The following is a 23858-nucleotide window of genomic DNA, read 5'->3' as shown; positions in this document are numbered from 1 at the left end:
ATTCAGCTCACGAATATCAGCGGCCCAAGAAAAAACCCGCCGTGCGCATCACGCAGGGCGGGTTCCTTCGCAGCGTTTAAGCCTTACAGCGTCACGGGCGTCGGCTCGGGCTCGACAGCCATTTCCACGTCCGGCGCCACTTCGATGTGCTGCAGTTCGAGACGCTCGCTGCTCCACTGACGAATACGGTTGGTCAGCGCCAGGTCGTCGTTCAGCTTCTGCCCGTAGGACGGGATGATTTCCTTCAGGCGCGCTTGCCACTCAGGAGTGGCGACCTTGTCAGCGAAAGCCTTCTCGATCAGTTGCAGCATGATCGGCGCGGCAGTGGAGGCCCCCGGCGAGGCGCCCAGCAGCGCGCTGATGCTGCCATCGGCGGAAGTCACCACTTCGGTACCGAACTGCAGTACGCCGCCCTTCTCGGCATCCTTCTTGATGATCTGCACGCGCTGGCCGGCGGTGAGCAGCTCCCAGTCGGAGTCCTGCGCCTCCGGGAAGTACTCGCGCAGCGACGCCATGCGGTCTTCCTGGCTGAGCATCAGCTGGCCCATCAGGTAGGTGCTCAGCGACCAGTTGTCCATGCCGGCATTGACCATCGGCATGAAGTTGTCGGTGGTCATGCTGCTGAACATGTCGAGCAGCGAGCCATTCTTGAGGAACTTGGTGGAGAAGGTGGCGAACGGGCCGAACAGCAGCACGTTCTCGCCGTCGATCACGCGGGTATCCAGGTGCGGCACGGACATGGGCGGCGAACCGACCGAGGCCTTGCCGTAGACCTTAGCCAGGTGCTGGGCAACCACCTCCTGGTTACGCGTCATGAGGAACTGGCCGCCAACCGGGAAGCCGGCGTAGCCCTTGGCTTCTTCGATGCCGGACTTCTGCAGCAGCTTGAGCGCGCCACCACCGGCGCCGATGAAGACGAAGCGCGCATTGATGCTCTGCTCGGCGCCGCCCTTGGCCAGGTCGGCCACGGTCACGCGCCAGGTGCCGTCATCGTTGCGCTGCAGATCACGAACTTCGTGTTCCAGGTGCAGGCTGGCCTGCTCCTTGCCGATCAGCGAGTCGATCAGCTGACGGGTAATCTCGCCGAAATTGACGTCGGTACCGATGGCCATGCGGGTAGCCGCAACCTTCTGCTGCGGATCACGACCTTGCATGATCAGCGGTACCCACTGAGCGATCTGTGCGTGGTCCTCGGTGAACTCCATGCCGCGGAACAGGTTGCTGTGCTGCAGGGCTGCGTGACGCTTGCGCAGGTACTCGACGTTGTCGTCGCCCCAGACGAAGCTCATGTGCGGAGTGATGTTGATGAAGCTCTTGGGCTTGCTCAGCACGTCGCGCTCGATCTGGGTGGCCCAGAACTGCTTGGAGATCTCGAACGATTCGTTGATCGCGATGGCCTTGCTGATATCGATGCCACCGTCGGCGGTTTCCGGGGTGTAGTTCAACTCGCAGAAGGCCGAGTGGCCGGTGCCAGCATTGTTCCAACCATTTGAGCTTTCAGCGGCTACCTTGTCGAGGCGCTCGTAGATTTCGATGCTCCAGTCCGGCTGCAGCTCGTGGAGGTAGGTGCCGAGGGTGGCGCTCATCACGCCAGCGCCAATCAGCAGCACGTCGACGGTTTTCTCGGGCTCGCGGGGCTTGGAGCAACCGATCACGCTGAGACAAAGCAGCGTCAGCAGGATTTTTTTCATGGGACAGTCCTATTCGTCGCACGACGACAAGGGCCGTGCAGGCAAGGTTTCGGGCAGCGGCCGTTTAAGCCGCACATGAGCAATAGCCGCAGATCTGCGACAGGGCGAAAGGAAGGGGGTTCCAGGCCTCTTGGCGGGCGTATTCCGATCGCGCCGCGTGCTAGAGCAATATGCGTGCCGCTGAATGGATTCAGCAGGTCGAATGCGGCTTTCTGTCACACAGCAGACTCGGCGCTGGCGGGAACTCGCCAGCACCCCGTGAAGAGCCCTTTGGAAATGGCGGAATCCCGCCCGATTCAGGCCAGCAGTAGCGGCAGCAGCAAGGCAGTGCCGATGCCCAGCAGGCTCATCGCCAGGGCGGCGAAGGCGCCGCACTCCTCCCCTTCCTGCAAGGCATGGGCAGTACCGATGGCATGGGCGTTGATGCCGTAGCTCAGGCCACGCGCCGCCGGGTGGTCGACGCCCGCCCAACGCAGTAGCAGCGGCCCCATGGCCGTACCAATCACACCGGTGAGCATGACCATCACCGCCGCCAGCGACGCCACGCCACCGATCTGCTCGGCCACCGGCATGGCAATCGGCATGGTCACGAATTTCGGCGCCAAACTCATCACCACGCTCCAGTCGGCCCCCAGCGCCCAGCCGATGGCCAGGGTCAACGCCACCGACAGCACGCCGCCGGCCGTAAGGGTGATCAGCACCGGCCAGAACAACTGGCGGATGCGCTTGATGTTGTGTTGCAGCGGCACCGCCAGGGCCACGGTGGCTGGCCCCAGCAGCCAGGCAACGGGCTCGGCGCCGGCGCGGTAGGTGGCGTAGTCCACCCCGCACAGCAGCAAGGTGGCGACGATCAGCGTCACCGACACCAGAACCGGCTGCAGCAGCAGCCAACCGCTGCGGCGATAAAGCCAGGCGGCGATCAGAAAGGCGGCCAGGGTCAGGGCAATGGCGAATAGCGGGTGATGAGTCAACAGGGTCATCCCTTGCGCTCCTGACGGCGAATCAACGTCTGCAGCAACCAGCCACAGAAAGGCACGGTCACCAGCAGCGACAGCACCAGCGCCGTGGCGATCACCGGCAGCTCACCGAGCAGCAGATCGCTGCTGGTCATGATCCCAGAGGCCGGTACGGCCAGCAGCAGCGGCAGATACGGCAGTAAACCGCCGGCGGCCTGCTGCAGTGGCTCGGGCACCGCGCCGCGCCACATCAGCCATACAGAGAGCAGCAGCAGGCCGATGATCGAGGCCGGCAACATCGGCAACAGCCAATGATTGAGCGCCACGCCGAACAATTGCAGCAATACCAGCCAGAACAGGCCACGCACCATCATGACTTCGACTCCTCCTTATTACGCCCCCGACGAAACAGCGGACGCGGCTCGATAACCGAACGACCATACAACACACTGAGCCCTTGCAGGCCCTTGAGTGCGTCCTCCAGCGATTTGTCGGCGCGCACAGCGAAAGCATCGAAGCCGCACTGGCGCATGTGCGCCAGTTGGTCACGCAGCACGTCGCCCACCGCGCGCAACTCGCCGCGCCAGCCCAGTCGGGTACGTAGCAGGTAGGCCTGGCTGTAGCCACGGCCATCGCGGAAACTGGGAAAGTCGATGGCTATCAGCGGCAAGCTGAAAAGAAATGGTTGCAGCGCCTCCGGCTCGTCATCCACCTGCAACAGCAGGCCGTCGGCACTCATCGCCCTACCCTCCAGCACCTCCACAGACTGCCGCTCACGCCAGGCCGCCAGCGGCAGGATCAATGACGCGTCAGCCTCCACATCGAGCTGCCAGGGATCGTCGTCGACGATGCAGGCCTGGCCCCCGACCAGGCGAATCAGGTTGTTCATGCCACCTCCTCGCGGCTGTAAACGCTCGCCTTGAATGGCTCCAGGCCGATGCGCTGGAAGGTGTCGAGAAAGCCTTCGTTGACCACCCGCTGATCGACGTAGGTGCGCACGATACGCTCGATCACTTCGGGCACCTGCTCGGCAGCGAACGACGGGCCGATCACCTTGCCCAGCGCCGCCTGCTGGCCCTGGCTACCACCGAGGGTGAGCTGGTACCACTCGCTGCCGTTCTTGTCGACGCCGAGGATGCCGATGTTGCCGATATGGTGATGGCCGCAGGCGTTCATGCAGCCGGAGATGTTCAGGCTCAGCTCGCCCAGATCATGCAGGTAGTCGAGGTCGTCGAAACGCTGCTGGATGGCCTGGGCAATGGGGATCGACTTGGCGTTGGCCAGCGAGCAGAAATCACCACCGGGGCAGGCGATGATGTCGGTGAGCAACCCGGCGTTGGCCGTGCCCAGCCCGGCCGCTTCGGCCTCCCGCCATAGCGCGTAGAGGTCGGCCTTGCGTACATCGGGCAGCACCAGATTTTGTTCGTGGGCGACGCGAATCTCGCCGAAGCCGTAGCGCTCGCTCCAGTCGGCCACGGCCTCCATCTGCTCGGCCGTGACGTCGCCGGGCGGAGCGCTGATGCCAGGCTTGGTCGACAGCACCACGCTGAGGTAACCGGGCACCTGGTGTGCCATGACATTGCGCGAAACCCAACGGGCGAAGGCCTCGTCACGCGCCAGGTGGGTGCCGAAGTCGAGGTCGAGGGCGTCCTGCGGCACGTAGTCCGGCTTGTGGAAGGAGGCCGCGACGCGCTGGTACTCGTCCTCGGTCAGTTGCGCCGGGCCGTCCTTGATCGGCTGCCATTCACGCTCCACTTCGGTAGAGAAAGCCTCGATACCCAGCGCCTTGACCAAGATCTTGATCCGCGCCTTGTACTTGTTGTCGCGCCGGCCATGGCGGTTGTACACGCGCAGGATGGTCTCGACGTAGGACAGGCAATCCTGCCAGTGCAGACCCTCGCGCAGGGTCTGGGCGATAATCGGCGTACGCCCAAGGCCGCCGCCGACCAGCACACGCAGACGCAGCTCGTTGGCCTGGTCGCGATACAGCTGCAGGCCGATGTCATGCACCTGAACGGCTGCGCGGTCCTGCTCGGCCGCGCACAGGGCGATCTTGAACTTGCGCGGCAGAAAGAGGAATTCCGGGTTGACCGTCGACCACTGACGCAGAATCTCGGCCAGTGGGCGTGGGTCGAGGTACTCGTCGGCAGCGACGCCGGCGAAAGCCTCGGTGGTGACGTTGCGCACGCAGTTGCCGGAAGTCTGGATGGCATGCATGTCGTGATCGGCCAGCCAGTCGAGGATGTCCGGCACACGCTCCAGCTCGATCCAGTTGAACTGGATGTTCTGCCGCGTGGTGAAGTGGCCATAACCGCGGTCGTACTCGCGGGCGATATGCGCCAGCGCACGCATCTGCTTGGCCGACAGGGTGCCGTAAGGGATGGCCACGCGCAGCATGTAGGCATGCTTTTGCAGGTACAGGCCGTTCTGCAGGCGCAGCGGCAGAAACTCCTCCTCGCTCAGTTCATCGGCCAGACGCCGCTGTACCTGGTCGCGGAACTGGGCGACGCGTTCGCGCACCAGCGCGCGGTCATAATCGTCATATTGGTACATGCAGGCAGGCCTCCTGATCACGGGGCGTCGACTATGCCTCCCAGACGTGCACTGAAAACAGCGCCAGAAAAGCCTTAAAAAAGCGGATCAGATAGATACGACAGAGACCAGCGCAGGTCACTGATTGGCGCGGCGCGATGTCGCAGGGCATCCGTGGCATAGCCAGACGGCAAAGCTCCAAACGCCAGAAATGGCAGGGCCCGGCGACCTTTCTGACATTTTTCCCTACGTCCAACGCGATCATCTGATCCGCTTTTTTATCGAAAACCTGAGTCTGTTTTGCGATCAGTTGCCCTCGGATCATGGCGCCAGCCTGATAAACGCCTGATGAGGGCAACTAAATGACCGATCTGATCCCCGTGCGCAGCGTCGAGACCATCGACCCGAGCAAACCCATCCGCCTGACACCGGCCCAGGCCGGCGGCCCGATCCATACGCGCAGCTTCACCGGACGCTTTCGCAACCTGCGTCTGCTCGGTGCCGGCCTGCTGTTCCTGCTGTTCTTCGGCACCGCCTGGATCGATTGGAACGGCCGCCAGGCCGTGCTCTGGGATCTGGATAACCGACAGTTCCATATCTTCGGCGCGACCTTCTGGCCACAGGATTTCATCCTGCTTTCGGCGATCCTGATCATCGCCGCCTTCGGCCTGTTCTTCATCACCGTGCTGGCCGGCCGCGTCTGGTGCGGCTACGCCTGCCCGCAGAGCGTATGGACCTGGGTGTTCATGCGCGTGGAGCAGATCACCGAGGGCGACCGCGGCCAGCGCATCAAGCTCGACGCTGCGCCCTGGTCGCTGCAGAAACTGGCCCGGCGCAGCGCCAAGCACGGCCTGTGGCTCGCGGTTAGCCTGGTTACCGCGCTGGCCTTCGTCGGCTACTTCACCCCGGTGCGCCAACTGACGGTGGACCTGGCGACCTTCGAAGTCGGCGCCACCACGGCGTTCTGGGTGCTGTTCTTCACCGCTGCCACCTACATCAACGCCGGCTGGCTGCGCGAAAAGGTATGCCGCGACATGTGCCCCTACTCGCGCTTCCAGAGCGTGATGTTCGACAGCGATACGCTGATCATCTCCTACGACGCCGCCCGCGGCGAAAACCGTGGCCCGCGCCGCAAGGACGCCGACTACAAGGCTGAGGGCCTGGGTGACTGCATCGACTGCACGATGTGCGTGCAGGTCTGCCCCACCGGCATCGACATCCGCGACGGCCTGCAACTGGAATGCATCGGCTGCGGCGCCTGCGTCGATGCCTGCGACAGCATCATGGACAAGCTCGGCTATGCCCGTGGCCTGGTGCGCTACAGCTCGGAGAACGAACTGGCCGGCGGCAAGACCCACTGGTTGCGTCCACGCCTGATCGGCTACGCAGCGATGCTGGCAGTGATGATCGGCGCCTTCGCCTGGGCGCTGGCCGAACGCCCGCTGATCTCGCTGGACGTGACCCGCGACCGTGGCCTGTTCCGCGAGAATGCTCTGGGCCAGATCGAGAACATCTACAGCCTGAAGATCATCAACAAGACCCAGCAGCCGCGCAGCTATGCCATCAGCCTGGTCGAGCCCGGCGACTTCGAGCTGCATGGCCCGAGCACGCTGAACCTGGCGCCGGGGGAGATTCGCGACCTGCCGGTAAGCGTCGCGCTGACGGCCTCGCACAACGCTGCTGGGCCGCAGACCTTGCGTTTCGAAGTGCGCGACAAGGCCGATGCGCAGAGCCATGTGAGCACCAAAAGCACCTTCCTTGCGCCGCTGCGCTAGCGCTTTGCCCCGAGGCGGGGCTCCTACAGATATCCATGTAGGAGCCGCGCCCCGCGGCGAATGGGCATCTGCGTCGTAGCCCGGATGCAATCCGGGGCGGTTCGAGATACTTCCCCGGATTGCATCCGGGCTAGGTTGCCAACACCCAACGAGCGGCTGGGCGGCATTCCGCTTCAACCGCGAAACCGCCGAGCCACATTGATCGCGGATAAGTCCGCTCCTACGTCCGACGCAAGCACCACTCACGAGGCACTGCCATGTCTGCCGCTCACCCCGTAAAGTATTCGCCCGTACCCTTTGCGGCGGTGAACCAGGACAGGATGAAACGCTACGAAAAATTTGCCGACGAGATCGCCGAGCTGATCCGTACCGGCGTGCTCGGCCCCGGTGAGAAAGTGCCCTCGGTGCGCCATGCCAGCCGCACCTACGGCGTCAGCCCGTCCACCGTGTTCCAGGCCTACTACCTGCTGGAGGATCGCGGCCTGATCCAGGCCCGGGCACGCTCCGGCTACTTCGTTCGCGAGCACGCCAAGCGCCCGCTGCACGAACCGGAACTGACCGCCCACGCCGCGCAGACCACCGAAGTCGATGTCAGCGAACTGGTGTTCTCCGTGCTCGCCTCACTGAAGGACCCGCACACCGTGCCCTTCGGCTCGGCCTTCCCCAGCCCCGACCTGTTCCCCCTGCCGCGTCTGGCCAAGAGCATGGCGCACGCGCTGCGCATGCTATCGCCGCATGAGATCATCGCCGACATGACCGCCGGCAACGCCGACCTGCGCCGGCAGATCGCCCTGCGCTACATGGTCAGCGGCGTGATGCTGCCGATGGAGGAGCTGGTGATCAGCAATGGCGCCATGGAGGCACTCAACCTCTGCCTGCAGTGCGTGACCCAACCGGGCGACCTGGTGGCTATCGAATCCCCCACCTTCTATGCCTGCCTGCAGGTGCTGGAGCGCCTGCAGCTCAAGGCCGTGGAAATCCCCGTGCACCCGCGCGAAGGCATCGACCTGGGTGCCCTGTCCGATAGCCTCAAGCAACTGCCGATCAAGGCCTGCTGGTTCATGAGCAGCCTGCAGAACCCGCTCGGCGCCAGCATGAGTGAGACCAAGAAGCAGGCGCTGTATGAGCTGCTGGTCGAACATCAGGTGCCGTTGATCGAGGACGACGTGTACGCCGAGCTGTACTTCGGCAGCCACCCGCCCAAACCGGTGAAGAGCTTTGACCGCGAAGGGCTGGTGATGCATTGCAGCTCCTTCTCCAAGAGTCTGGCGCCGGGTTATCGCATCGGCTGGGTGGCCGGCGGACGCTATGCCGAGCAGATCGCCCGGCTCAAGCTGATGACCACTATCTCGCCGTCAGTGCCGGCACAGGCGGCGCTGGCCGACTACCTGCAGCACGGCGGCTACGACCGTCATCTGCGCAAGCTGCGCCACTCGCTGGAAATGCAGCAGAGCGCGATGCTCGCCTCCGCCTCCCGGCACTTTCCCGCCAGCACGCGGGTCACAAGGCCTTCGGGTGGCTACTTCCTCTGGTTCGAATTCCCCGAGCGCCTGGACTCGCTGCAACTGCTGCGCCTGGCGCTGGCCCAGGGCATCAGCCTGGCGCCGGGGCCGATCTTCTCCGCCAGCCAGGGCTTCAGTCACTGCGCACGGCTCAACTACGGCCACCCATGGAGCCCACGCAGCGAACAGGCCATGGAAGTGCTCGGGCGCCTGGTGGCGGGATTGCTCTGACGCCCGGTGCGCACGGCGCACCCTACGAACACCCCGCAGGTCGCGTAGGGTGCGCCGTGCGCACCGACTGATTTGCCAGCGGACCCAATCTACGAGCGTTTTACTTCCACCAGTACTCCACCTGTACGCCGAAGTTGGAGCCGTTGCGCGCGCTGCCGAAGGCGCCGTTCTCGGACAATGCCGAGCCGTCGGCCAACAGGTTGGCGGCCTGCTGCGCGGCGCGGTTCCAGCTGGCGTAGGTGTAGTACAGGCGAATTTCCGGGCGCTCCCAGAAACCGGGGCCGGATGGCGACCAGGTCGGCGCGATGGTGAACTTGGTCAACTTGCGCGTGCCGCCGGGCGCCTCGACCTGGTCGCGGCCGATCTCGCCGACCAGCTTGAACTGCTCGGTGAAGGCGTAGCTGGTGCGACCACCGATGGACAGCCAGTTCTGATCCGCACCATCCGGGCGCTTGTCCTTCTGGTAGACCACCTGCACCTGGCCACCGAGACGCGGGGTCATCTGGAAGTCGAAGAACTCCACCAGGCGCCAGCTGCTGTTGCTGCTGTCGAGGGTCGGATCACCGGTGTAGCCCAGTGCGGTGCCCGGCCCGCGACCGTATTGCAGGGCGACGGTGTTGACCCCGCCGAGGAAGTCCTGCTGTTTGTGCTGCGCGGTCACCGCCCAACCACTGTGGCTGTCGGTGCTGTCCGGTTTGTCGATGTAGCTGACGCCCACTTCCAGCTCGCCACCAGGATTGACCTGGAAGCCGCCAACGTTGAAATCGTGGCGGTTGATGTAAGGCTCCTGGTCGTAGTTGTCCTTGCGCGAGAACACGTAGCTGTACTTGAGGTCGCCGATCTTCATCTCGTCGATACCGAAACCGGTGGCGCTCTGGTTCCAGTAGTAGAAGTCGGAGATATGGATGTCGTTACGTTTGTAGAAACGCCGCCCGGCCCACAGCGAACCACCGTTCAGCGCCGGCATGTTGCTCCATTCCGCGTACATCTGGTTCATCCGCGCAAAGCCGTAGTCACCGGTGAACTTCGGCGTGTGGCCGTACTGGTTGTAGAGCTGGGCCATGCCCTCGACGCTGATCACCGAGCCGTCGTCCAGGCGAAACAGATCCTGACGCAAATCCAGCTCGATGTACTGCTCGCACTCGTTACCCAGGCGGTACTTCGATTGCGCCCCCGGTAACTGGAAGCACTGCTGCGTGCCGCCGGTGTCCGCGCCACCGATACCGCTGCGTACGTAGCCGGTGAACTCGACGGCCTGCACCTGCGGGGTGGCCAAAGCCAGTGCCAGCAAGCAGGGGGCGCCGAGTGAACAGGTGAGGGTTTGTTGTGTGGTCTTCATCGTTGCTCCTGATTGTTTTTATTGAGCGATGCTGCGGAATAGCCGCCGCAGCGACGGTTCTTCGTTTCCCTGGTGCGCACGGCACCTCCTACGTGACGTGGTGCGTCGCGTAGCCCGGATGCAATGCGGAAAGTTGTTTCGGCAGAGCCCGGACTTCATCCGGGCTACACGGCTAACCGCGCTTCAATTGCGCCACCTTGTTGTCAGTGGCCTGGCGCTTTTTTGCCAGCAGGCGCTCGCCGCTCTGGGCATCGAACAGCAACACCCGGCTCGGCTCGAAACGCAGCGACAGCGTGCTACCCACCTGCGGCGTCATGTCCGGCGCCAGGCGGCAGCAGACCTTGGTCTGGTTGAGGTTGACGAACACCAGGGTGTCCGGCCCGGTGGGCTCGGTGACCTCCACTTCGGCGCAGATACTCGGTGCCTCAGCACCGTCGTCGGCAGCCAACTGGATCTGTTCGGGACGAATGCCGAGGATCAGGTCGCGGTTCTCCATGCCTGCCTCCAGCTCCCCCAACGGCAGTTCGCAGCGCGCCTGCCCGGCGACACCGAGCGACGAGCTGAGCACGGCCCAGCACTGGCCATCGCGACGCTGCAGGCGCACGGGGATGAAGTTCATCGGCGGCGAACCGATGAAACTGGCGACGAACAGGTTGGCCGGGTCGTTGTAGATCTGCTGTGGCGTGCCGAACTGCTGAATGATGCCGTCCTTCATCACCGCCACCTTGTCGCCCAGGGTCATGGCTTCGATCTGGTCGTGGGTGACGTACACCGTGGTGGTCTTCAGGCGCTGGTGCATCAGCTTGATTTCGGTACGCATCTCTACACGTAGCTTGGCGTCGAGGTTCGACAGTGGCTCGTCGAACAGATAGATCTTCGGTCGCCGCGCCAGCGCCCGACCCATGGCCACGCGCTGCTGCTGGCCGCCGGACAGCTGGCCGGGCTTGCGTTGCAACAGGTGCTCGATCTGCAGCAGCTTGGCCACCCGCGCCACTTCTTCGTCGATGTCAGCCGGGGCCATCTTGCGCATCTTCAGGCCGAAGGCGATGTTGTCGCGCACGTTCATGGTCGGGTACAGCGCGTAGGACTGGAACACCATGGCGATGTCGCGATCCTTCGGGCTCATGCCGCTGATGTCGGCGCCGTCCACCAGGATCGCGCCGCCGCTGATGCTTTCCAGCCCGGCGATGCAGTTCATCAGGGTGGACTTGCCGCAGCCGGACGGGCCAACCAGGATCAGAAACTCGCCGGAATCGATCGACAGTTCGATGTTCCTCAGCGTGTCGGCCAGGCCGCTGCCGTAGGATTTGTTGACGTTGCGCAGTTCGAGGGTAGCCATTTCATTTCTCCACTTTGAAAGCGCAGTAGCTTTCAGCCTTTCACCGCGCCGGCCGTCAGGCCGCGCAGGAAGTACTTTCCAGCCACGATGTAGACCAGCAGGGTCGGTAGCCCGGCGATCATCGCGGCGGCCATGTCGACGTTGTATTCCTTGGCGCCGGTGCTGGTGTTGACCAGGTTGTTCAGCGCCACGGTGATCGGTTGCGCGTCGCCACTGGCGAACACCACGCCGAAGAGGAAGTCGTTCCAGATCTGGGTGAACTGCCAGATCAGGCAGACCATGATGATCGGCACCGACATGGGCAGCAGAATTCGCCCGAAAATCGTGAAGAACCCGGCGCCATCGAGCCGCGCCGCGCGCACCAGGGCATCGGGCACGGTGACGTAGTAGTTGCGGAAGAACAGCGTGGTGAAGGCGATGCCGTAGACCACATGCACCAGCACCAGGCCGGCCGTGGTATTGGCCAGCCCCAGCTTGCCGAGGGTGAACGAAGCCGGCAGCAGCACGGTCTGGAATGGCAGGAAACAGCCGAACAGCAGCAGGCCGAAGAACAGCTGCGAACCACGGAAGCGCCACATCGACAGCACGTAGCCGTTCAGCGCGCCGATCGCAGTCGAGATCAGCACCCCGGGAACGGCGATCTTCACCGAGTTCCAGAAATAGCCATCGACCACGCTCCAGGCCTTGACCCAGCCGATCAGGGTGAAGGTCTCGGGCCAGGACAACAGGTTGCCGGTGCGAATGTCGTCGGGAGTCTTGACGCTGGTCAGCAGCATCACCACCAGCGGCACCAGATACAGCGCGGCGGCGAACAGCAGGGTGGCGTGGATGGCCAGGCGGCTCGGACTGATCACCCTCACCCGGCGCTTCGCGCCACCGTCTCCCGAGGGGAGAAGCTCAGCGGCAGATCGTCGCTGTGCAACGCTCGCATCATTCATGGCGTTTGCCTCGCAGTTCCGAATAGAGGTAAGGCACCAGCAGCGTGAGGATCGCGGCCAGCATCAGCATCGCGCTGGCCGAACCGACACCCATCTGACCGCGGCTGAAGGTGAAGGAGTACATGAACATCGCCGGCAGGTCGGAGGCATAGCCGGGGCCACCGGCGGTCATCGCCGCCACCAGGTCGAAGCTCTTGATGGCGATGTGCGCGAGGATCATCACCGCGCTGAAGAACACCGGGCGCAGGCTCGGCAGGACGATGCGCAGGTAGATGGTCGGCAACCCGGCCCCGTCCACCTGGGCGGCGCGGATGATCGACTGGTCGACGCTGCGCAGGCCGGCCAGAAACAGCGCCATGACGAAGCCCGAGGCCTGCCACACCGCAGCGATCACCAGGCAGTAGATGACCCGGTCCTGATCCACCAGCCAGTCGAGGCGAAAGCCTTCCCAGCCCCAGTCACGGAGCATCTTGTCCAGGCCCAGGCCGGGATTGAGCAGCCACTTCCAGGCGGTGCCGGTGACGATCATCGACAGCGCCATGGGGTACAGGTAGATGGTGCGAATGAAACCTTCGCGGCGGATGCGCTGGTCCAGCAGCACGGCGAGAAACACGCCGATCACCAGGCTGATGCCGATGAACAGGCCACCGAACACCAACAGGTTCTGGCTCGCCACCCACCAGCGGTCGTTGTCCATCAGACGCATGTACTGCTGCAGGCCGACCCACTTGTAGCTGGGCATGAAACTGGAGTTGGTGAACGACAGCACCAGGGTCCAGAGGATGTAGCCGTAGAAACCGACCAGCACCACCAGCATGCTCGGCGCCAGCACCAACTTGGGCAGCCAGCGTTGCAGCATGTCGAGGGGTGAGGTCTTGGTCATTACCGTGGCGATACTCATCGGGCATTACCAGTTGGCGAAGTGAAATCCGGGCCGAGCGCCACCCTGACGGGGCCAAGGCCCTGTCGTGCGAGGCGGTGCTTGAGAAGTGGGCCGGCAGCGCCGGCCCGTTGGCGCTATTGAGCGGCCTTGATCGCTGCGTAGATCTGCGCGCCGGCCTTGCTCGGGTCGGCGTTCTTCTCGCTCATGAAATTGGTCACCACGTCGAAGATGGCGCCCTGTACGGCGAGGTTGGTGGCCATGCTATGAGCCATGCTCGGCTCCAGCTTGCCGTTCTTGTCGGCCTCCTGGAAATCCTTCATCGAAGCCTGGGCGCAGCTGTCGAACTTGCTCATGTCCAGGTCGGCGCGCACCGGGATAGAGCCCTTGTTTTCGTTGAATACGTACTGGAACTCAGGCTCCAGCGCGATGCGCGCCAGGGCATGCTGGGCAGCGATGTCGCCTTCGTTCTTCAGTTTGAACATGGCCATGGAGTCGATGTTGTAGGTGTAACTACCGGCGGTGCCCGGCATCGGCACGCACTGGTAGTCCTTGCCTGCCACCTTGCCGGCGGCGGTCCATTCGCTCTTGGCCCAGTCGCCCATGATCTGCATGCCGGCCTTGCCGTCGATGACTTGCGCAGTAGCCAGGTTCCAGTCACGTCCAGCGCGGTTGTCGTCCATGTAGGTGGAGAGCTTCTTCAGCGCGGTGAACACTTCGGTCATCTGCGGGCTGGTCAGGGTCGCCTCGTCGTTCTCGACGAACGCCTTGTGAAAGCCCTCGGCACCCATGATGCTCAGCACCAGGCCTTCGAACACGGTGCTGTCCTGCCAGGGTTGGCCACCGTGAGCCAGCGGGATGAAGCCGGCGGCCTTGAGCTTGTCACCGGCGGCGTAGAGTTCTTCGAGGGTGGTCGGCGCCTTGTCGATGCCGGCCTTCTCGAACACCTGCGGGTTGATCCACAGCCAGTTGACCCGGTGGATGTTCACCGGCACCGCGACGTAGTGCCCGTCGTACTGCATGGTCTTGGCAACGGTTTTCGACAGCAGGCCATCCCAGTCATTGGCCTGGGCCACTTCATCCAATGGTGCGAGCAGATCCAGCGCGCCCCACTCCTGCAAGTCGGGGCCTTTGATCTGCGCCGCCCCAGGCGGGTTGCCCGACACCACACGAGTCTTCAGCACGGTCATGGCCGCGGAACCGGCGCCACCGGCCACGGCGCCATCCTTCCAGGTGAAACCATCTTTCTCGACCAGATCACGCAGAACCTTCACCGCGGCTGCTTCACCACCTGAGGTCCACCAATGCACCACTTCCACCGTACCTTTGGAGTCGGCGGCCAGCGCGGCGAAGGGGAACAGGGAGGCGAGAGAAACGGCGGTAGCGAGGCGAGTAATAGCGTTCATCGGAATACCTTTCTTGTTGTTATCGGGCAAGTCGTGGCGCTTGCGTTGATAGGGAGTGTAATCAGGGTCTTGGCCGGCTCGGGTAACGAAAGGATGCATGAATGTCACCGGCTCGTTACATCCACCGCAAGCGCCGTGGCCAGGCTCGGCGCCAACTCCAGACGCGGCAGCAACAGGGCCTGATAGGCGTGATAGAGATCGGGTTTGCCGGCCCAGATGCTGGCTGCCGGGCGGTTGTGGCTGTCGAGTTCGTGGTGCCAGCTACCGCCGCTCAGGTCGATGAAATAGGCGGCAGTGAAGTCCCAGAACTGTCGATACCACTGCTCGTAGACCGCTTCGCCGGTTCGCTGCACAAGCGCCGCCGCCGCCGCAACGGCCTCGGCATGCACCCAGTGCAAACGTGCGCGAACCACCGGTTGCTGGTTCCAATCGAGGCTGTAGACCAGCCCCGGCGCACCATCGGCCTGCCAGGCATGCCGGCAGGCGCTGGCGAACAGGCCCTCGGCATCGTCCCGCAACCAGTCGGGCGCGGCGAGCCCGGCCTGGGCCAGCGCCGCTTCCAGGTACAGCAGCAGGCGCGCCCATTCGAAGGCATGACCCGGCGTACTGCCGTAGGGTCGGAAGGGATCGGCGCGGTTATCCGCGTTGTACTCCGGCAGCGCCTGCCAGTGCGCATCGAAGTGCTCGACCACGACGTGCCCGCACGCAGCGGTATGCCGATGGATCAGGCGTTCGGCGATGCGCAACGCGCGCTGCAGCCAGCGCGGATTGCCGGTGACATCGGCCAGGGCGAGAAAGGCTTCCACGCCATGCATGTTGCTGTTGGCGCCGCGGTAGGCCTCCTGATCTTGCCAGTCACGGCTGAAGCTCTCGCGCAGCGCGCCCTCCTCCTCGCTCCAGAAGTGCCGCTCGATGATCCCGATGGCGTCATCCAGCAGCGCTTGCGCATCGGGACGACCGGCGACCCTGGCGGAGCTGGCCGCCAGGGCGACGAAGGCATGCAGGTAGGCGGACTTGCCGCCGCTGCGCGTCACATCGGCGAACCAGCCGCCGTGCTCCTCGTCCCACAGCGCGCCGCGCAGTGCAGCAAGGCCATGGTCGACCAGAGCAGCATGGCCGGGAATACCCTGGATGTGCGCCAGGGCAAAGCAGTGGGTCATGCGCGTGGTGTGAATCAGCTCGGCAATCGCGCCTTCGGGCAAGCGCCCGTGCGCATCGAGCGCGGCGAAGCCCTGCTCGACCTTCGCCCCACGTGCGAACGGCAGCAGGCGCAAGCCTTCGTCATTCAGCCAGGTGAGGTGAGCGGGCTGGCATAGCCAGCTGTCGGGGCGCCAGGCAGGTGCTTTCACGGTTGTGCTCCATACTCAGCGCGGCGTGATGCCGCTGGGTCGAAGCCGGATTCTAGTCAGTGCCATCCGTGGCTCCGGTCACGAAAGCGCGCGCCTTTGTCACCGTTCGGTGACATTCACTCTGGCGTACGCGGCAGACGCAGGGTGACGCGCAAGCCGCCCTCGCGCAGGTTACGCAGGCTGACTTCACCACCATGGCTGTGGGCAATGTTGCGCGCGATGCCGAGGCCCAGGCCGTAGCCCTGCTGCTGCCCGGCCAGGCGAAAATGCGGCTCGAACACCTGCTCCAGGCGTTGCTCCGGCACACCTGGGCCGTCGTCATCGACATGCAGGACGAAGGCTGCGTTGTCGTCCTCAATATGCAGATGCGCGTTGTGCCCGTACTTCAAGGCGTTGTCGATCAGGTTGCCAATGCAGCGGCGCAGCGCCAGCGGCTTGCCCGGATACGGCGCGCAGGCCTCGCCATCGAGGGTCACGCGGCCATTGCCTGCCGGCGCCAGGCAGGGTTCGACCAGGCAATGCAGCAGGTGGTTGAGGTCCACTGGCTCGATGTTCTCGTGAATGTCGGTGTCCTTCACGCACTGCAGCGCGCCTTTGACCAGCAGCTCGAGGTCATCCAGATCACGACCGAACTTGGTCTGCAGACTTTCGTCGTCGAGCAGTTCGACGCGCAGGCGCAGACGCGTGATGGGCGTGCGCAGGTCATGGGAAATGGCACTGAACAGCTGGCTGCGCTCGGTCAGGTAGCGGCTGATACGCTCGCGCATGGCGTTGAAGGCGCGCGCCACCTCGACCACTTCACGGCCGCCGCCCTCGGCCACCGGCTCCACCTCGGCGCCCAGCGACATATGCCGCGCGGTGCGCGCCAGGCGCTTGAGCGGGCGGCTCTGCAGGTGCACCAGCAGACCGATGAACAGCAGCAGGAAAGCCGTGGTCAGCAGGATGAACCACAGCTGCTGGGTCGGCAGGATGGGCTCCTCCAGACTGGTGTAGGGTTCGGGCAGCAACGAGGCGATGTACAGCCACTCCCCCGGCGCCAGCTGGATCTGCGTCACCAACACGGGCGGATTGACCGGCTCCAGAGTCAGCGCGTAATGCGCCCAGGAGCGCGGCAGTTCGTCGAGCTTCAGGCCGCCGTTGAAGATGCGCAGGTCATCCGGGCTGACGAAGGTCACCGAAATGTCCGCGGCAGTGCCCAGCGACTGGTGCAGCACCTCGGCCACCGCCTCGGTCACCGCCTGCTTGCGCGGCGTGACCGGCAGCAACTCCATCTGCAGCGGACGATCATTAAGGCTGACCACGAAGCGCGTGCCACCCATGCTACGCAGCTGATCGAGCACCAGCGGCCGATACGCCACCGGCAGCGAGCGGAAGTAACGCACGCTGGCGGACATCGAATGCGCCAGGCTGCGCGCAGTGGTGACCAGGCCTTCGAGCTGGGTGGCGCGCAGTTGCGACAGCCAGATCACGCTGGATAGCGTCTGCGCGGCCAATATCGCCAGCAAGGTGAGCAGCAGCATGCGCCCGAGCAGCGAGCGCGGCAGCCAGCGCCGCGGGTTAACGCCCATCGCCGGCCTGCAGGCTGACCGTGGCCGCCAGTTGATAGCCGCTGCCACGCACGGTGCGAATCAGCCGCGGTGGCTTGTCGGTATCGCGCAGACGCTGGCGCAGGCGGCTGACGGCCATGTCGACGATGCGCTCCAGCGGCATCACCTCGCGGCCACGGGTGGCGTTGCCGATGGTGTCGCGGTCGAGAATCTGCTGCGGGTGATCGAGAAACAGCTTGAGCAGGGCGAAGTCGGCACCTGACAGAATCACCTCCTCGCCATCACGGTGAAACAGCCGATGGCTGACCATGTCCAGGCGCCAGTCCTCGAAGGCCAGCACCTCGCCGCTGCGCTCCTGGGTGAACTGCGCACGGCGCAGCAAGGCCTTGATCCGCGCCAGCAATTCGCGCGGGCTGAACGGCTTGCCGAGGTAGTCGTCGGCGCCCAGCTCCAGGCCGATCACGCGGTCAGCCTCATCGGAGCTGGCGGTGAGCATGATGATCGGCACCTGGGCGAAGCGCTGGTGCTCGCGTACCCAGCGGCACAGGCTGAAGCCATCCTCGTCGGGCAGCATCACATCGAGAATCACCAGGTCTGCCGACTCCGCACACAGGCTCTGGCGGAATGCGGCGCCGTCGGCCACGGCGCGCACCTGAAAGCCAACACGACTCAGGTAGGTATCGAGCAGTTCGCGAATTTCCTGGTCGTCATCGACCAGCAGAATCGATTTGCCGGGCTGGCTCATGGTCCGCCACCTTTCTTGTTATGACTATGTAGCCCGGATCAAATCCGGGGGGCTATCAATGCTTCTCCCGGATTGCATCCGGGCTACGTTCCGACGCCTGTTGCAAGGCCACGCCAGCGCCGGTCAGACCGGGATACTCGGCCGTCACCAGCCACACTGGAATGCCGTGAAGGTAATCGCTCATGCAGCCCTTGTCGCTGAAGCTCTTGGCAAAACCGCTGGCGAGAAAACGTTCGGCAAAACGCGGCACCACGCCGCCGACGATATACACCCCGCCGCGCGCGCCGAGGGTCAGCACGTTGTTGCCAGCCGCGCGGCCGAGCCAGCAACTGAACTGTTCCAGCACTTCGGCGGCGACGGGCTCGCCCGCCAGGCCGGCAGCGGTGATGGCCGCTGGCGTCGCGTGCTGCACAGGCTGACCGCCCAGCTCACAGATGGCCCGATAGAGCACCAGCAGGCCATTGCCGCTGAGCACGTCTTCGGCGCGCACATGGCCCAGTTGCCGATAAAGAATTTTCCAGAGCTCGGCTTCGCGCGGGCTGCCGATGGGCAGGTCGACGTGGCCGCCTTCGCCTGGCAGCACCTGCCAGCTGCCATCCGCCTGCGCCAGCAATGTACCGACACCCAGACCGGTGCCGGCGCCGATCACCAGCGCCGGCCGGTCCGCCTGCGGCTCGCCCGGGCACACCTGCACACGCTCGTGCTCGGCGATGCGGGTCATGCCCAGGGCCATGGCGGAGAAGTCGTTGATCATCAGCAAGCGGTCGATCTGCAACGCCTCGCAGAACGCCGTACGGTCGATACGCCAGTGATTGTTGGTGAAGCGAAACAGGTTGCCGCTGACCGGCCCGGCGCAGGCCAGACACACCGAGCCGATGGCTCCCGGCTGCAGACCCTGAGCCTGCAGATAGGCGGCAATAGCCTGCTCCGGCCCTGCGTAATCGGCGGTCGGCAGAACCTGCACCGCCTCCAGTTGCTCGTCACGCCACAGGGCGAAGCGTGCGTTGGTACCACCGATATCGCCGACCAGAGCCAGTTTCACTTGAACGCCTCCGGAGTGAAGACCGTTCGATGATCGGCAATTGCAGAAAAGTGAGGATGCATGGCATCGACTCCAAACTCGAATTATTTTTGTAGTTCAAACAACGCGCACCACAGTAAACCCGAAAATTACGCCTATCAAGCCGGCCAAAGTAGTAATAACAACAATATTAAATGCCAACCCATAGCCATCGACCCGCTCAACGGATTCAGCCCTCGGCATGATCCCGGACAATATCGGCGGCGTTGCGACGACCTAGACTCGCACCGGCGCATGGCGGGTATCAACCGCCCCATTGGTCATCCGCACGGAGAGCTGCAGCATGTCACCCGATATCGTCATCGTCGGCGCCGGCCCGGCCGGCCTGTGCCTGGCTCGAGCCCTGTCCGGGCAGGGTCTGTCCATCGTGGTACTGGAGCGCCAGGTCGAGCAGGCCCTGGTCGAACCGGCCTTCGACGGCCGCGAGATCGCCCTCACTCATGGCTCGCAGGCGCTGCTCGAACGCCTGGGGCTGTGGGCACGCCTGCCTGACGCCGACATTGCCGTGCTGCGCGACGCCCAGGTGTTCAACGGCCCCTCGCTGTTCGCGTTGAAGATCCGCGCCGAGCAGGCCGGTGCCGAGCGCCTCGGCCATCTGGTGACCAACCAGGCCATTCGCCGCGCGGCCTATCAGGCCGTAAGCGACTGCGCCGATGTGCAACTGTTGTGCGACACCAGCGTGCGCGCCATCCAACAAGGCGAGCATGAAGTGAAGCTGGTGCTACAGGACGGCCAGGTGTTGCAACCACGCCTGCTGATCGCTGCCGACAGCCGCTTCTCCGAGACCCGCCGTCAGCTCGGCATCGGTGCGCAGCTCAAGGACTTCGGCAAGACCATACTGGTGTGCCGCATGCAGCACGAGGAGGATCATCAGCAGGTGGCCTGGGAATGGTTCGGCTACGGCCAGACCCTGGCCCTGCTGCCGCTTAATGGGCGGCAATCCTCCGTGGTGCTGACCTTGCCGCCGCGCGAGATAGAGCGCCTGCAGAAGCTCGATGAAGCCACCTTTGCCCGTGAGATGGAGCATCGCTTCGACCGTCGCCTGGGCGCCATGCAACTGCTCAGTAGCCGCCACGCCTACCCGCTGGTAGGCGCCTACGCGCGGCGCATGGTCGGCAACCGCTGCGCCCTGCTCGGCGATGCCGCCGTAGGCATGCACCCGGTCACTGCGCACGGTTTCAACTTCGGTCTGATCGGTGTGCAACTGCTCAGCGACGCACTGCTCGCCGCCCATGGCAAACGCCAGGACATCGGTGCGCCTACGCCCTTGGCGCGCTACGAACACCAACTGCGTCTGGCTACCTGGCCGCTGTACCAGGCCACCAACCTGCTGATGGAGCTGTATACCAACGACCACCTGCCCGCCCGTCTGCTGCGCGGCGCCGGCCTGCGTGTGGCGCAGGGTCTGCTGCCACTGAAAAAGGGCATCGCCCGTCATCTGACTGCTCAATGAAGATTGGTCGCCAATTCTGGACAATGCATCCAGAATCAGGGCGCTGATCAGACCCAAATGGCTACCTAGACTCAGGTTTCCTCAACCCGAGTCGGGAGACATCTCATGGTCAATCATTCCATTGCAGGCAAGACGGTACTCATCGCCGGCGGCGGCAAGAATCTCGGTGGGCTGCTGGCCCGCGATCTGGCGGCTCACGGTGCCAGTGCGGTGGTCATCCACTACAACAGCGCAGCCAGCAAGGCAGAAGCCGAGGCCACGGTGCAGGCAGTGCAGCAGCTCGGCGCCAAGGCCGTGGCGCTACAGGGCGACCTGACCAGCGCTGCCGCGGTGGAGAAACTCTTCGCCGATGCAGTGGCCGCCGTCGGCCGCCCCGATATCGCCATCAACACCGTAGGCAAGGTGCTGAAGAAACCCTTCAGCGAGATCAGCGAAGCCGAATACGACGAGATGACCGCGGTCAACTCCAAGTCGGCGTTCTTCTTCCTCAAGGAAGCCGGCAAGCACGTCAAGGACAACGGCAAGATCTGCACCCTGGTGACTTCGTTGCTAGGCGCCTACACCCCTTTCTACGCGGCCTACGCCGGCACCAAGGCGCCAGTGGAACACTACACCCGCGCCGCCTCCAAGGAGTTCGGCGCGCGCGGCATCTCGGTCACCGCTATCGGCCCAGGACCGATGGACACGCCGTTCTTCTACGGCCAGGAAGGCGCCGATGCGGTGGCCTACCACAAGAGCGCAGCGGCGCTGTCGCCATTTTCCAAGACCGGCCTGACCGATATCGAGGACGTGGTGCCCTTCATTCGCCACCTGGTCAGCGATGGCTGGTGGATCACTGGGCAGACAATTCTGATCAATGGCGGCTATACAACTAAGTAAGCACCTGGAAGAAGCCTGGGAGGTGGGCAGATGCGAACCCTGATTCTGCTGGTAGTAGGCTTGGCGCTGGCCGCCCTGGCCCTGCGCTTCGCACCCGCGGCGCAACGCACGCTGGCAATCACGCTGTTCACCTTGCTGTGGTTGGGCGTCTGTGCGCTCAACCTGCGCACCGGGCTTTCCCATGGCTATACCCTGGCCGAGGAACTGCCGATCCATGCCGTGCTGTTCGGCGTTCCTGCGGTTGCCGCCTGGCTCGCCTGGTGGTGGCTGCGTCGGGCCAGTTGAACAGGTAGAACAATGGACAAACTCGAGCAGTACCGCGTTTTCCTGCAGATCGCCGAGATGGGCAGCTTCATCAAGGCAGCCAATGCCCTGGAACTGCCACGCGCGTCGGTATCGGCGGCGTTGCAGCAACTGGAGAGCCAACTGGGCGTTCGCCTGTTGCACCGCACCACCCGCAACGTACGCCTGACGCCCGATGGCAGTCAGTTACTCGAACGTATTCGCGAATTGCTGGCGCTGGCCGAGGACATCGAGCAGAGCGCGCAAGGAACTGGCAGCCAGGTCAGCGGACGCTTGAAAATCGACGTGCCCAGCCGTATCGCTCGACGCCTGATCGCTCCGGCGCTAGCGCCCCTGCTGCGTCGCCACCCACAACTGCAACTGCTGCTGAGTTCGACCGACCGCGCTATCGACCTGGTCAAGGAAGGCGTCGACTGCGTGCTGCGCGTCGGCACACTCAGCGACAGCAGTCTGGCTGCTCGGCAACTGGGCAACCTGGCGCTGATCAACTGCGCCAGCCCGGCTTACCTGCGTGAACATGGCGAGCCGCAGCAGGCCGAAGATCTGGAAGGCAGCCACTGGATGGTCGGCTACGCTTCACCCACCAGCGGCCGCGAGCTGCCCTGGGAATATGTCGACGACAATGGCGAACTGTGCGAACTGCGCCCGGCCAGCCGGGTGATCGTCAACAACGCAGAGAACTACATCGCCTGTTGCCTGGCCGGCCTGGGCCTGATCCAGATTCCGCGCTTCGATGTGCAACACCTGCTGGCCTCCGGCGAACTGCTGGAGGTGATGCCACAGCAGCGCGCCGCCGCCATGCCGATTGCCTTGCTCTACCCGCACCGCCGCCAGCGCTCACGGCGCCTGGCGGTATTGATCGAATGGCTGGAGCAGTTGATGGCGCCGCATCTGGAATGACTCAGGGCCTGTTGATGTTCTGCACCGGCCTGGCGTCATTGAAAGCAGGCTCTACACCCACTGATCATTACGCTTGCGCTTGACACGCAGCATGGTCGGCAAAATCAGACCAAGCAGCAGGCCGGCGCCAGCGATGCTGCCGCCATAGGCCATATAGCGCATCAGTACCTGCTGCTGCTCCTCACCCAGTTGCGCCTGGGCATCACGCAGCTGCGAACGGGTGGTGGTCAGCTCGGCGTCCAGCGCGCCGCGGGCGGCCTGCAGTTCGTCGATCAGGTTCTTGCGCGTGTCGAGGGTTTCCTGCATGCCTTGCACACGTACCTTCCAGGCGTCGTCGATGCCTTTGAGCTCAGCGCTGAGGTCGGCGACCTTCTGTTCCAGTTGCGGCAAACGCTCCGCCTGACCTGGCACCGATTGCAGGTCGCGGCTGGGAATCCACACCGTGGAGCCACTTTCGCTACGTACCTGGCTGTAGTCGCCCTGAGTGCGCAACAGCTCCACTTTCTCCCCGGAAACCAGCGTGCCGACGATACGGTAGCCATCGGTGGGGCCACTGCGCACATAGGTATTGAGGCTGTCGCTGACCCAGCGCTGGTTACCAGACGCCTCTTCAGCCAGAGACGGTTGCGCGCCGCCGAGCAGGCCACCGAGTAGCAGGCAGGCACCGAGAATGCGGGGTTGGAGTGGAGCATGACGAGATAAAAACATGGGGCGATCTTCACATGGCAGTCAGACGAACCCGGCGAACGGGATGAACGATGCCGGCCACACGCACGAGCGCATGCTCAAGCACGATCCAGGCAGAATCCGCGACGTAGACGCCACACTAACGGCCAATAGCCATCAATTCCTGCCGGTACGGGCCGACAGCAGACAGACATTGGCCACTTGCTTCGAGTTCACTCGCAGCAGGAGATGGTAGATGGACGGAGCGTCGTCTCAGAACTTGTTCACGATCTCGCGAGCTAGAGCCAGGCAAGGCGAAACCAGGCGAAAAAGCGCAGTTTACGAG

Annotated in this window: 22 protein-coding genes; 6 read left to right on the top strand and 16 right to left on the bottom strand. The window is 64.0% G+C overall.

Going from position 1 to position 23858, the window contains the following annotated elements; genetic code table 11:
- Positions 1-83: 83 nt before the first annotated feature.
- From RTH74_RS19805 to RTH74_RS19780, 6 genes are all read right to left on the bottom strand, one after another.
- A complete protein-coding gene (locus RTH74_RS19805) occupies positions 84-1691 on the bottom strand; it encodes a malate:quinone oxidoreductase (RefSeq protein WP_099523528.1) in 1608 nt (535 codons plus the stop codon).
- Positions 1692-1987: 296 nt separating this feature from the next.
- The gene (locus RTH74_RS19800) at positions 1988-2671 is read right to left on the bottom strand and encodes an LrgB family protein (protein ID WP_074918209.1); all 684 of its coding nucleotides are present in this window, start codon (positions 2669-2671) and stop codon (positions 1988-1990) included.
- Positions 2668-3021, bottom strand: coding sequence for a CidA/LrgA family protein (locus RTH74_RS19795; protein ID WP_017674822.1), 354 nt, complete (start codon positions 3019-3021; stop codon positions 2668-2670). Before RTH74_RS19795 ends, RTH74_RS19800 begins: the two co-directional genes overlap by 4 nt.
- On the bottom strand, positions 3018-3536 hold the full coding sequence (locus RTH74_RS19790; protein ID WP_316915789.1) for a DUF934 domain-containing protein: 519 nt from the start codon (positions 3534-3536) through the stop codon (positions 3018-3020). Before RTH74_RS19790 ends, RTH74_RS19795 begins: the two co-directional genes overlap by 4 nt.
- On the bottom strand, positions 3533-5200 hold the full coding sequence (locus RTH74_RS19785; protein WP_316915788.1) for a nitrite/sulfite reductase: 1668 nt from the start codon (positions 5198-5200) through the stop codon (positions 3533-3535). Before RTH74_RS19785 ends, RTH74_RS19790 begins: the two co-directional genes overlap by 4 nt.
- Before the next feature lie 31 nt (positions 5201-5231).
- Complete coding sequence (locus tag RTH74_RS19780; protein ID WP_316915787.1) at positions 5232-5504, bottom strand: hypothetical protein; 273 nt, start codon at positions 5502-5504, stop codon at positions 5232-5234.
- Positions 5505-5541: 37 nt separating this feature from the next.
- Here RTH74_RS19780 and ccoG point away from each other — a divergent pair, with 37 nt between their 5' ends.
- The gene (ccoG, locus tag RTH74_RS19775) at positions 5542-6954 is read left to right on the top strand and encodes a cytochrome c oxidase accessory protein CcoG (protein WP_316915786.1); all 1413 of its coding nucleotides are present in this window, start codon (positions 5542-5544) and stop codon (positions 6952-6954) included.
- Positions 6955-7274: 320 nt separating this feature from the next.
- Entirely contained in the window at positions 7275-8687 is a 1413-nt protein-coding gene (gene mapR / locus RTH74_RS19770) for a GntR family transcriptional regulator MpaR (RefSeq protein ID WP_316915785.1), read from the top strand.
- A 100-nt stretch (positions 8688-8787) separates the two neighbouring features.
- Here mapR and RTH74_RS19765 read toward each other — a convergent pair whose 3' ends face one another.
- From RTH74_RS19765 to RTH74_RS19725, 9 genes are all read right to left on the bottom strand, one after another.
- Entirely contained in the window at positions 8788-10026 is a 1239-nt protein-coding gene (locus RTH74_RS19765; protein ID WP_316915784.1) for a carbohydrate porin, read from the bottom strand.
- A 172-nt stretch (positions 10027-10198) separates the two neighbouring features.
- Positions 10199-11365: an ABC transporter ATP-binding protein gene (locus RTH74_RS19760; protein WP_316915783.1), complete on the bottom strand. Its 1167-nt coding sequence runs from the start codon at positions 11363-11365 to the stop codon at positions 10199-10201.
- Positions 11366-11397: 32 nt separating this feature from the next.
- Positions 11398-12219, bottom strand: coding sequence for a carbohydrate ABC transporter permease (locus RTH74_RS19755; RefSeq protein WP_316915877.1), 822 nt, complete (start codon positions 12217-12219; stop codon positions 11398-11400).
- A gap of 76 nt (positions 12220-12295) precedes the next feature.
- Positions 12296-13204 carry a sugar ABC transporter permease gene (locus tag RTH74_RS19750; RefSeq protein ID WP_316915782.1) on the bottom strand — a complete coding sequence of 303 codons (909 nt, stop codon included), beginning with the start codon at positions 13202-13204 and terminating at the stop codon, positions 12296-12298.
- A gap of 116 nt (positions 13205-13320) precedes the next feature.
- Positions 13321-14589, bottom strand: coding sequence for an ABC transporter substrate-binding protein (locus RTH74_RS19745; RefSeq protein WP_316915781.1), 1269 nt, complete (start codon positions 14587-14589; stop codon positions 13321-13323).
- Between the two features lie 104 nt (positions 14590-14693).
- The gene (locus RTH74_RS19740) at positions 14694-15938 is read right to left on the bottom strand and encodes an AGE family epimerase/isomerase (protein ID WP_316915780.1); all 1245 of its coding nucleotides are present in this window, start codon (positions 15936-15938) and stop codon (positions 14694-14696) included.
- 116 nt (positions 15939-16054) lie between these two features.
- On the bottom strand, positions 16055-17506 hold the full coding sequence (locus RTH74_RS19735) for an ATP-binding protein (RefSeq protein WP_106734935.1): 1452 nt from the start codon (positions 17504-17506) through the stop codon (positions 16055-16057).
- Entirely contained in the window at positions 17496-18230 is a 735-nt protein-coding gene (locus RTH74_RS19730) for a response regulator (RefSeq protein ID WP_092376686.1), read from the bottom strand. The genes RTH74_RS19735 and RTH74_RS19730 overlap by 11 nt, the downstream gene beginning before the upstream one ends.
- A 55-nt stretch (positions 18231-18285) precedes the next feature.
- Positions 18286-19272, bottom strand: a complete 987-nt coding sequence (locus RTH74_RS19725) for a glucokinase (RefSeq protein ID WP_316915779.1) — start codon at positions 19270-19272, stop codon at positions 18286-18288.
- Positions 19273-19594: 322 nt separating this feature from the next.
- Here RTH74_RS19725 and ubiM point away from each other — a divergent pair, with 322 nt between their 5' ends.
- From ubiM to RTH74_RS19705, 4 genes are all read left to right on the top strand, one after another.
- Positions 19595-20764, top strand: a complete 1170-nt coding sequence (ubiM, locus tag RTH74_RS19720; protein ID WP_316915778.1) for a 5-demethoxyubiquinol-8 5-hydroxylase UbiM — start codon at positions 19595-19597, stop codon at positions 20762-20764.
- Between the two features lie 105 nt (positions 20765-20869).
- On the top strand, positions 20870-21643 hold the full coding sequence (locus RTH74_RS19715) for an SDR family oxidoreductase (RefSeq protein WP_099523564.1): 774 nt from the start codon (positions 20870-20872) through the stop codon (positions 21641-21643).
- 30 nt (positions 21644-21673) lie between these two features.
- Complete coding sequence (locus RTH74_RS19710) at positions 21674-21928, top strand: hypothetical protein (protein ID WP_316915777.1); 255 nt, start codon at positions 21674-21676, stop codon at positions 21926-21928.
- A gap of 12 nt (positions 21929-21940) precedes the next feature.
- Positions 21941-22846, top strand: coding sequence for a LysR family transcriptional regulator (locus RTH74_RS19705; RefSeq protein WP_316915776.1), 906 nt, complete (start codon positions 21941-21943; stop codon positions 22844-22846).
- Positions 22847-22897: 51 nt separating this feature from the next.
- Here the strand turns inward: RTH74_RS19705 and RTH74_RS19700 are convergent, their stop codons facing one another.
- Entirely contained in the window at positions 22898-23554 is a 657-nt protein-coding gene (locus RTH74_RS19700; protein WP_316915775.1) for a TIGR04211 family SH3 domain-containing protein, read from the bottom strand.
- Positions 23555-23858: the final 304 nt, after the last annotated feature.

This window comes from Pseudomonas sp. zfem001 (assembly GCF_032621725.1).
Lineage (GTDB): Bacteria > Pseudomonadota > Gammaproteobacteria > Pseudomonadales > Pseudomonadaceae > Aquipseudomonas > Aquipseudomonas sediminis.
Note: the sequence above shows the minus strand (reverse complement) of the source record. Positions and strands in the feature narration are given on the sequence as shown.

Coding starts and splice junctions, on each gene's coding strand:
- RTH74_RS19785 (WP_316915788.1), bottom strand. CDS start 5,200: ATGTACCAATATGACGATTATGACCGCGCGCTGGTGCGCGAACGCGTC.
- RTH74_RS19805 (WP_099523528.1), bottom strand. CDS start 1,691: ATGAAAAAAATCCTGCTGACGCTGCTTTGTCTCAGCGTGATCGGTTGC.
- ccoG (WP_316915786.1), top strand. CDS start 5,542: ATGACCGATCTGATCCCCGTGCGCAGCGTCGAGACCATCGACCCGAGC.
- RTH74_RS19710 (WP_316915777.1), top strand. CDS start 21,674: ATGCGAACCCTGATTCTGCTGGTAGTAGGCTTGGCGCTGGCCGCCCTG.
- RTH74_RS19765 (WP_316915784.1), bottom strand. CDS start 10,026: ATGAAGACCACACAACAAACCCTCACCTGTTCACTCGGCGCCCCCTGC.
- RTH74_RS19750 (WP_316915782.1), bottom strand. CDS start 13,204: ATGAGTATCGCCACGGTAATGACCAAGACCTCACCCCTCGACATGCTG.
- RTH74_RS19730 (WP_092376686.1), bottom strand. CDS start 18,230: ATGAGCCAGCCCGGCAAATCGATTCTGCTGGTCGATGACGACCAGGAA.
- RTH74_RS19735 (WP_106734935.1), bottom strand. CDS start 17,506: ATGGGCGTTAACCCGCGGCGCTGGCTGCCGCGCTCGCTGCTCGGGCGC.
- RTH74_RS19800 (WP_074918209.1), bottom strand. CDS start 2,671: ATGACCCTGTTGACTCATCACCCGCTATTCGCCATTGCCCTGACCCTG.
- RTH74_RS19700 (WP_316915775.1), bottom strand. CDS start 23,554: ATGTTTTTATCTCGTCATGCTCCACTCCAACCCCGCATTCTCGGTGCC.
- RTH74_RS19790 (WP_316915789.1), bottom strand. CDS start 3,536: ATGAACAACCTGATTCGCCTGGTCGGGGGCCAGGCCTGCATCGTCGAC.
- RTH74_RS19705 (WP_316915776.1), top strand. CDS start 21,941: ATGGACAAACTCGAGCAGTACCGCGTTTTCCTGCAGATCGCCGAGATG.
- RTH74_RS19745 (WP_316915781.1), bottom strand. CDS start 14,589: ATGAACGCTATTACTCGCCTCGCTACCGCCGTTTCTCTCGCCTCCCTG.
- mapR (WP_316915785.1), top strand. CDS start 7,275: ATGAAACGCTACGAAAAATTTGCCGACGAGATCGCCGAGCTGATCCGT.
- RTH74_RS19780 (WP_316915787.1), bottom strand. CDS start 5,504: ATGATCCGAGGGCAACTGATCGCAAAACAGACTCAGGTTTTCGATAAA.
- RTH74_RS19795 (WP_017674822.1), bottom strand. CDS start 3,021: ATGATGGTGCGTGGCCTGTTCTGGCTGGTATTGCTGCAATTGTTCGGC.
- RTH74_RS19760 (WP_316915783.1), bottom strand. CDS start 11,365: ATGGCTACCCTCGAACTGCGCAACGTCAACAAATCCTACGGCAGCGGC.
- ubiM (WP_316915778.1), top strand. CDS start 19,595: ATGTCACCCGATATCGTCATCGTCGGCGCCGGCCCGGCCGGCCTGTGC.
- RTH74_RS19715 (WP_099523564.1), top strand. CDS start 20,870: ATGGTCAATCATTCCATTGCAGGCAAGACGGTACTCATCGCCGGCGGC.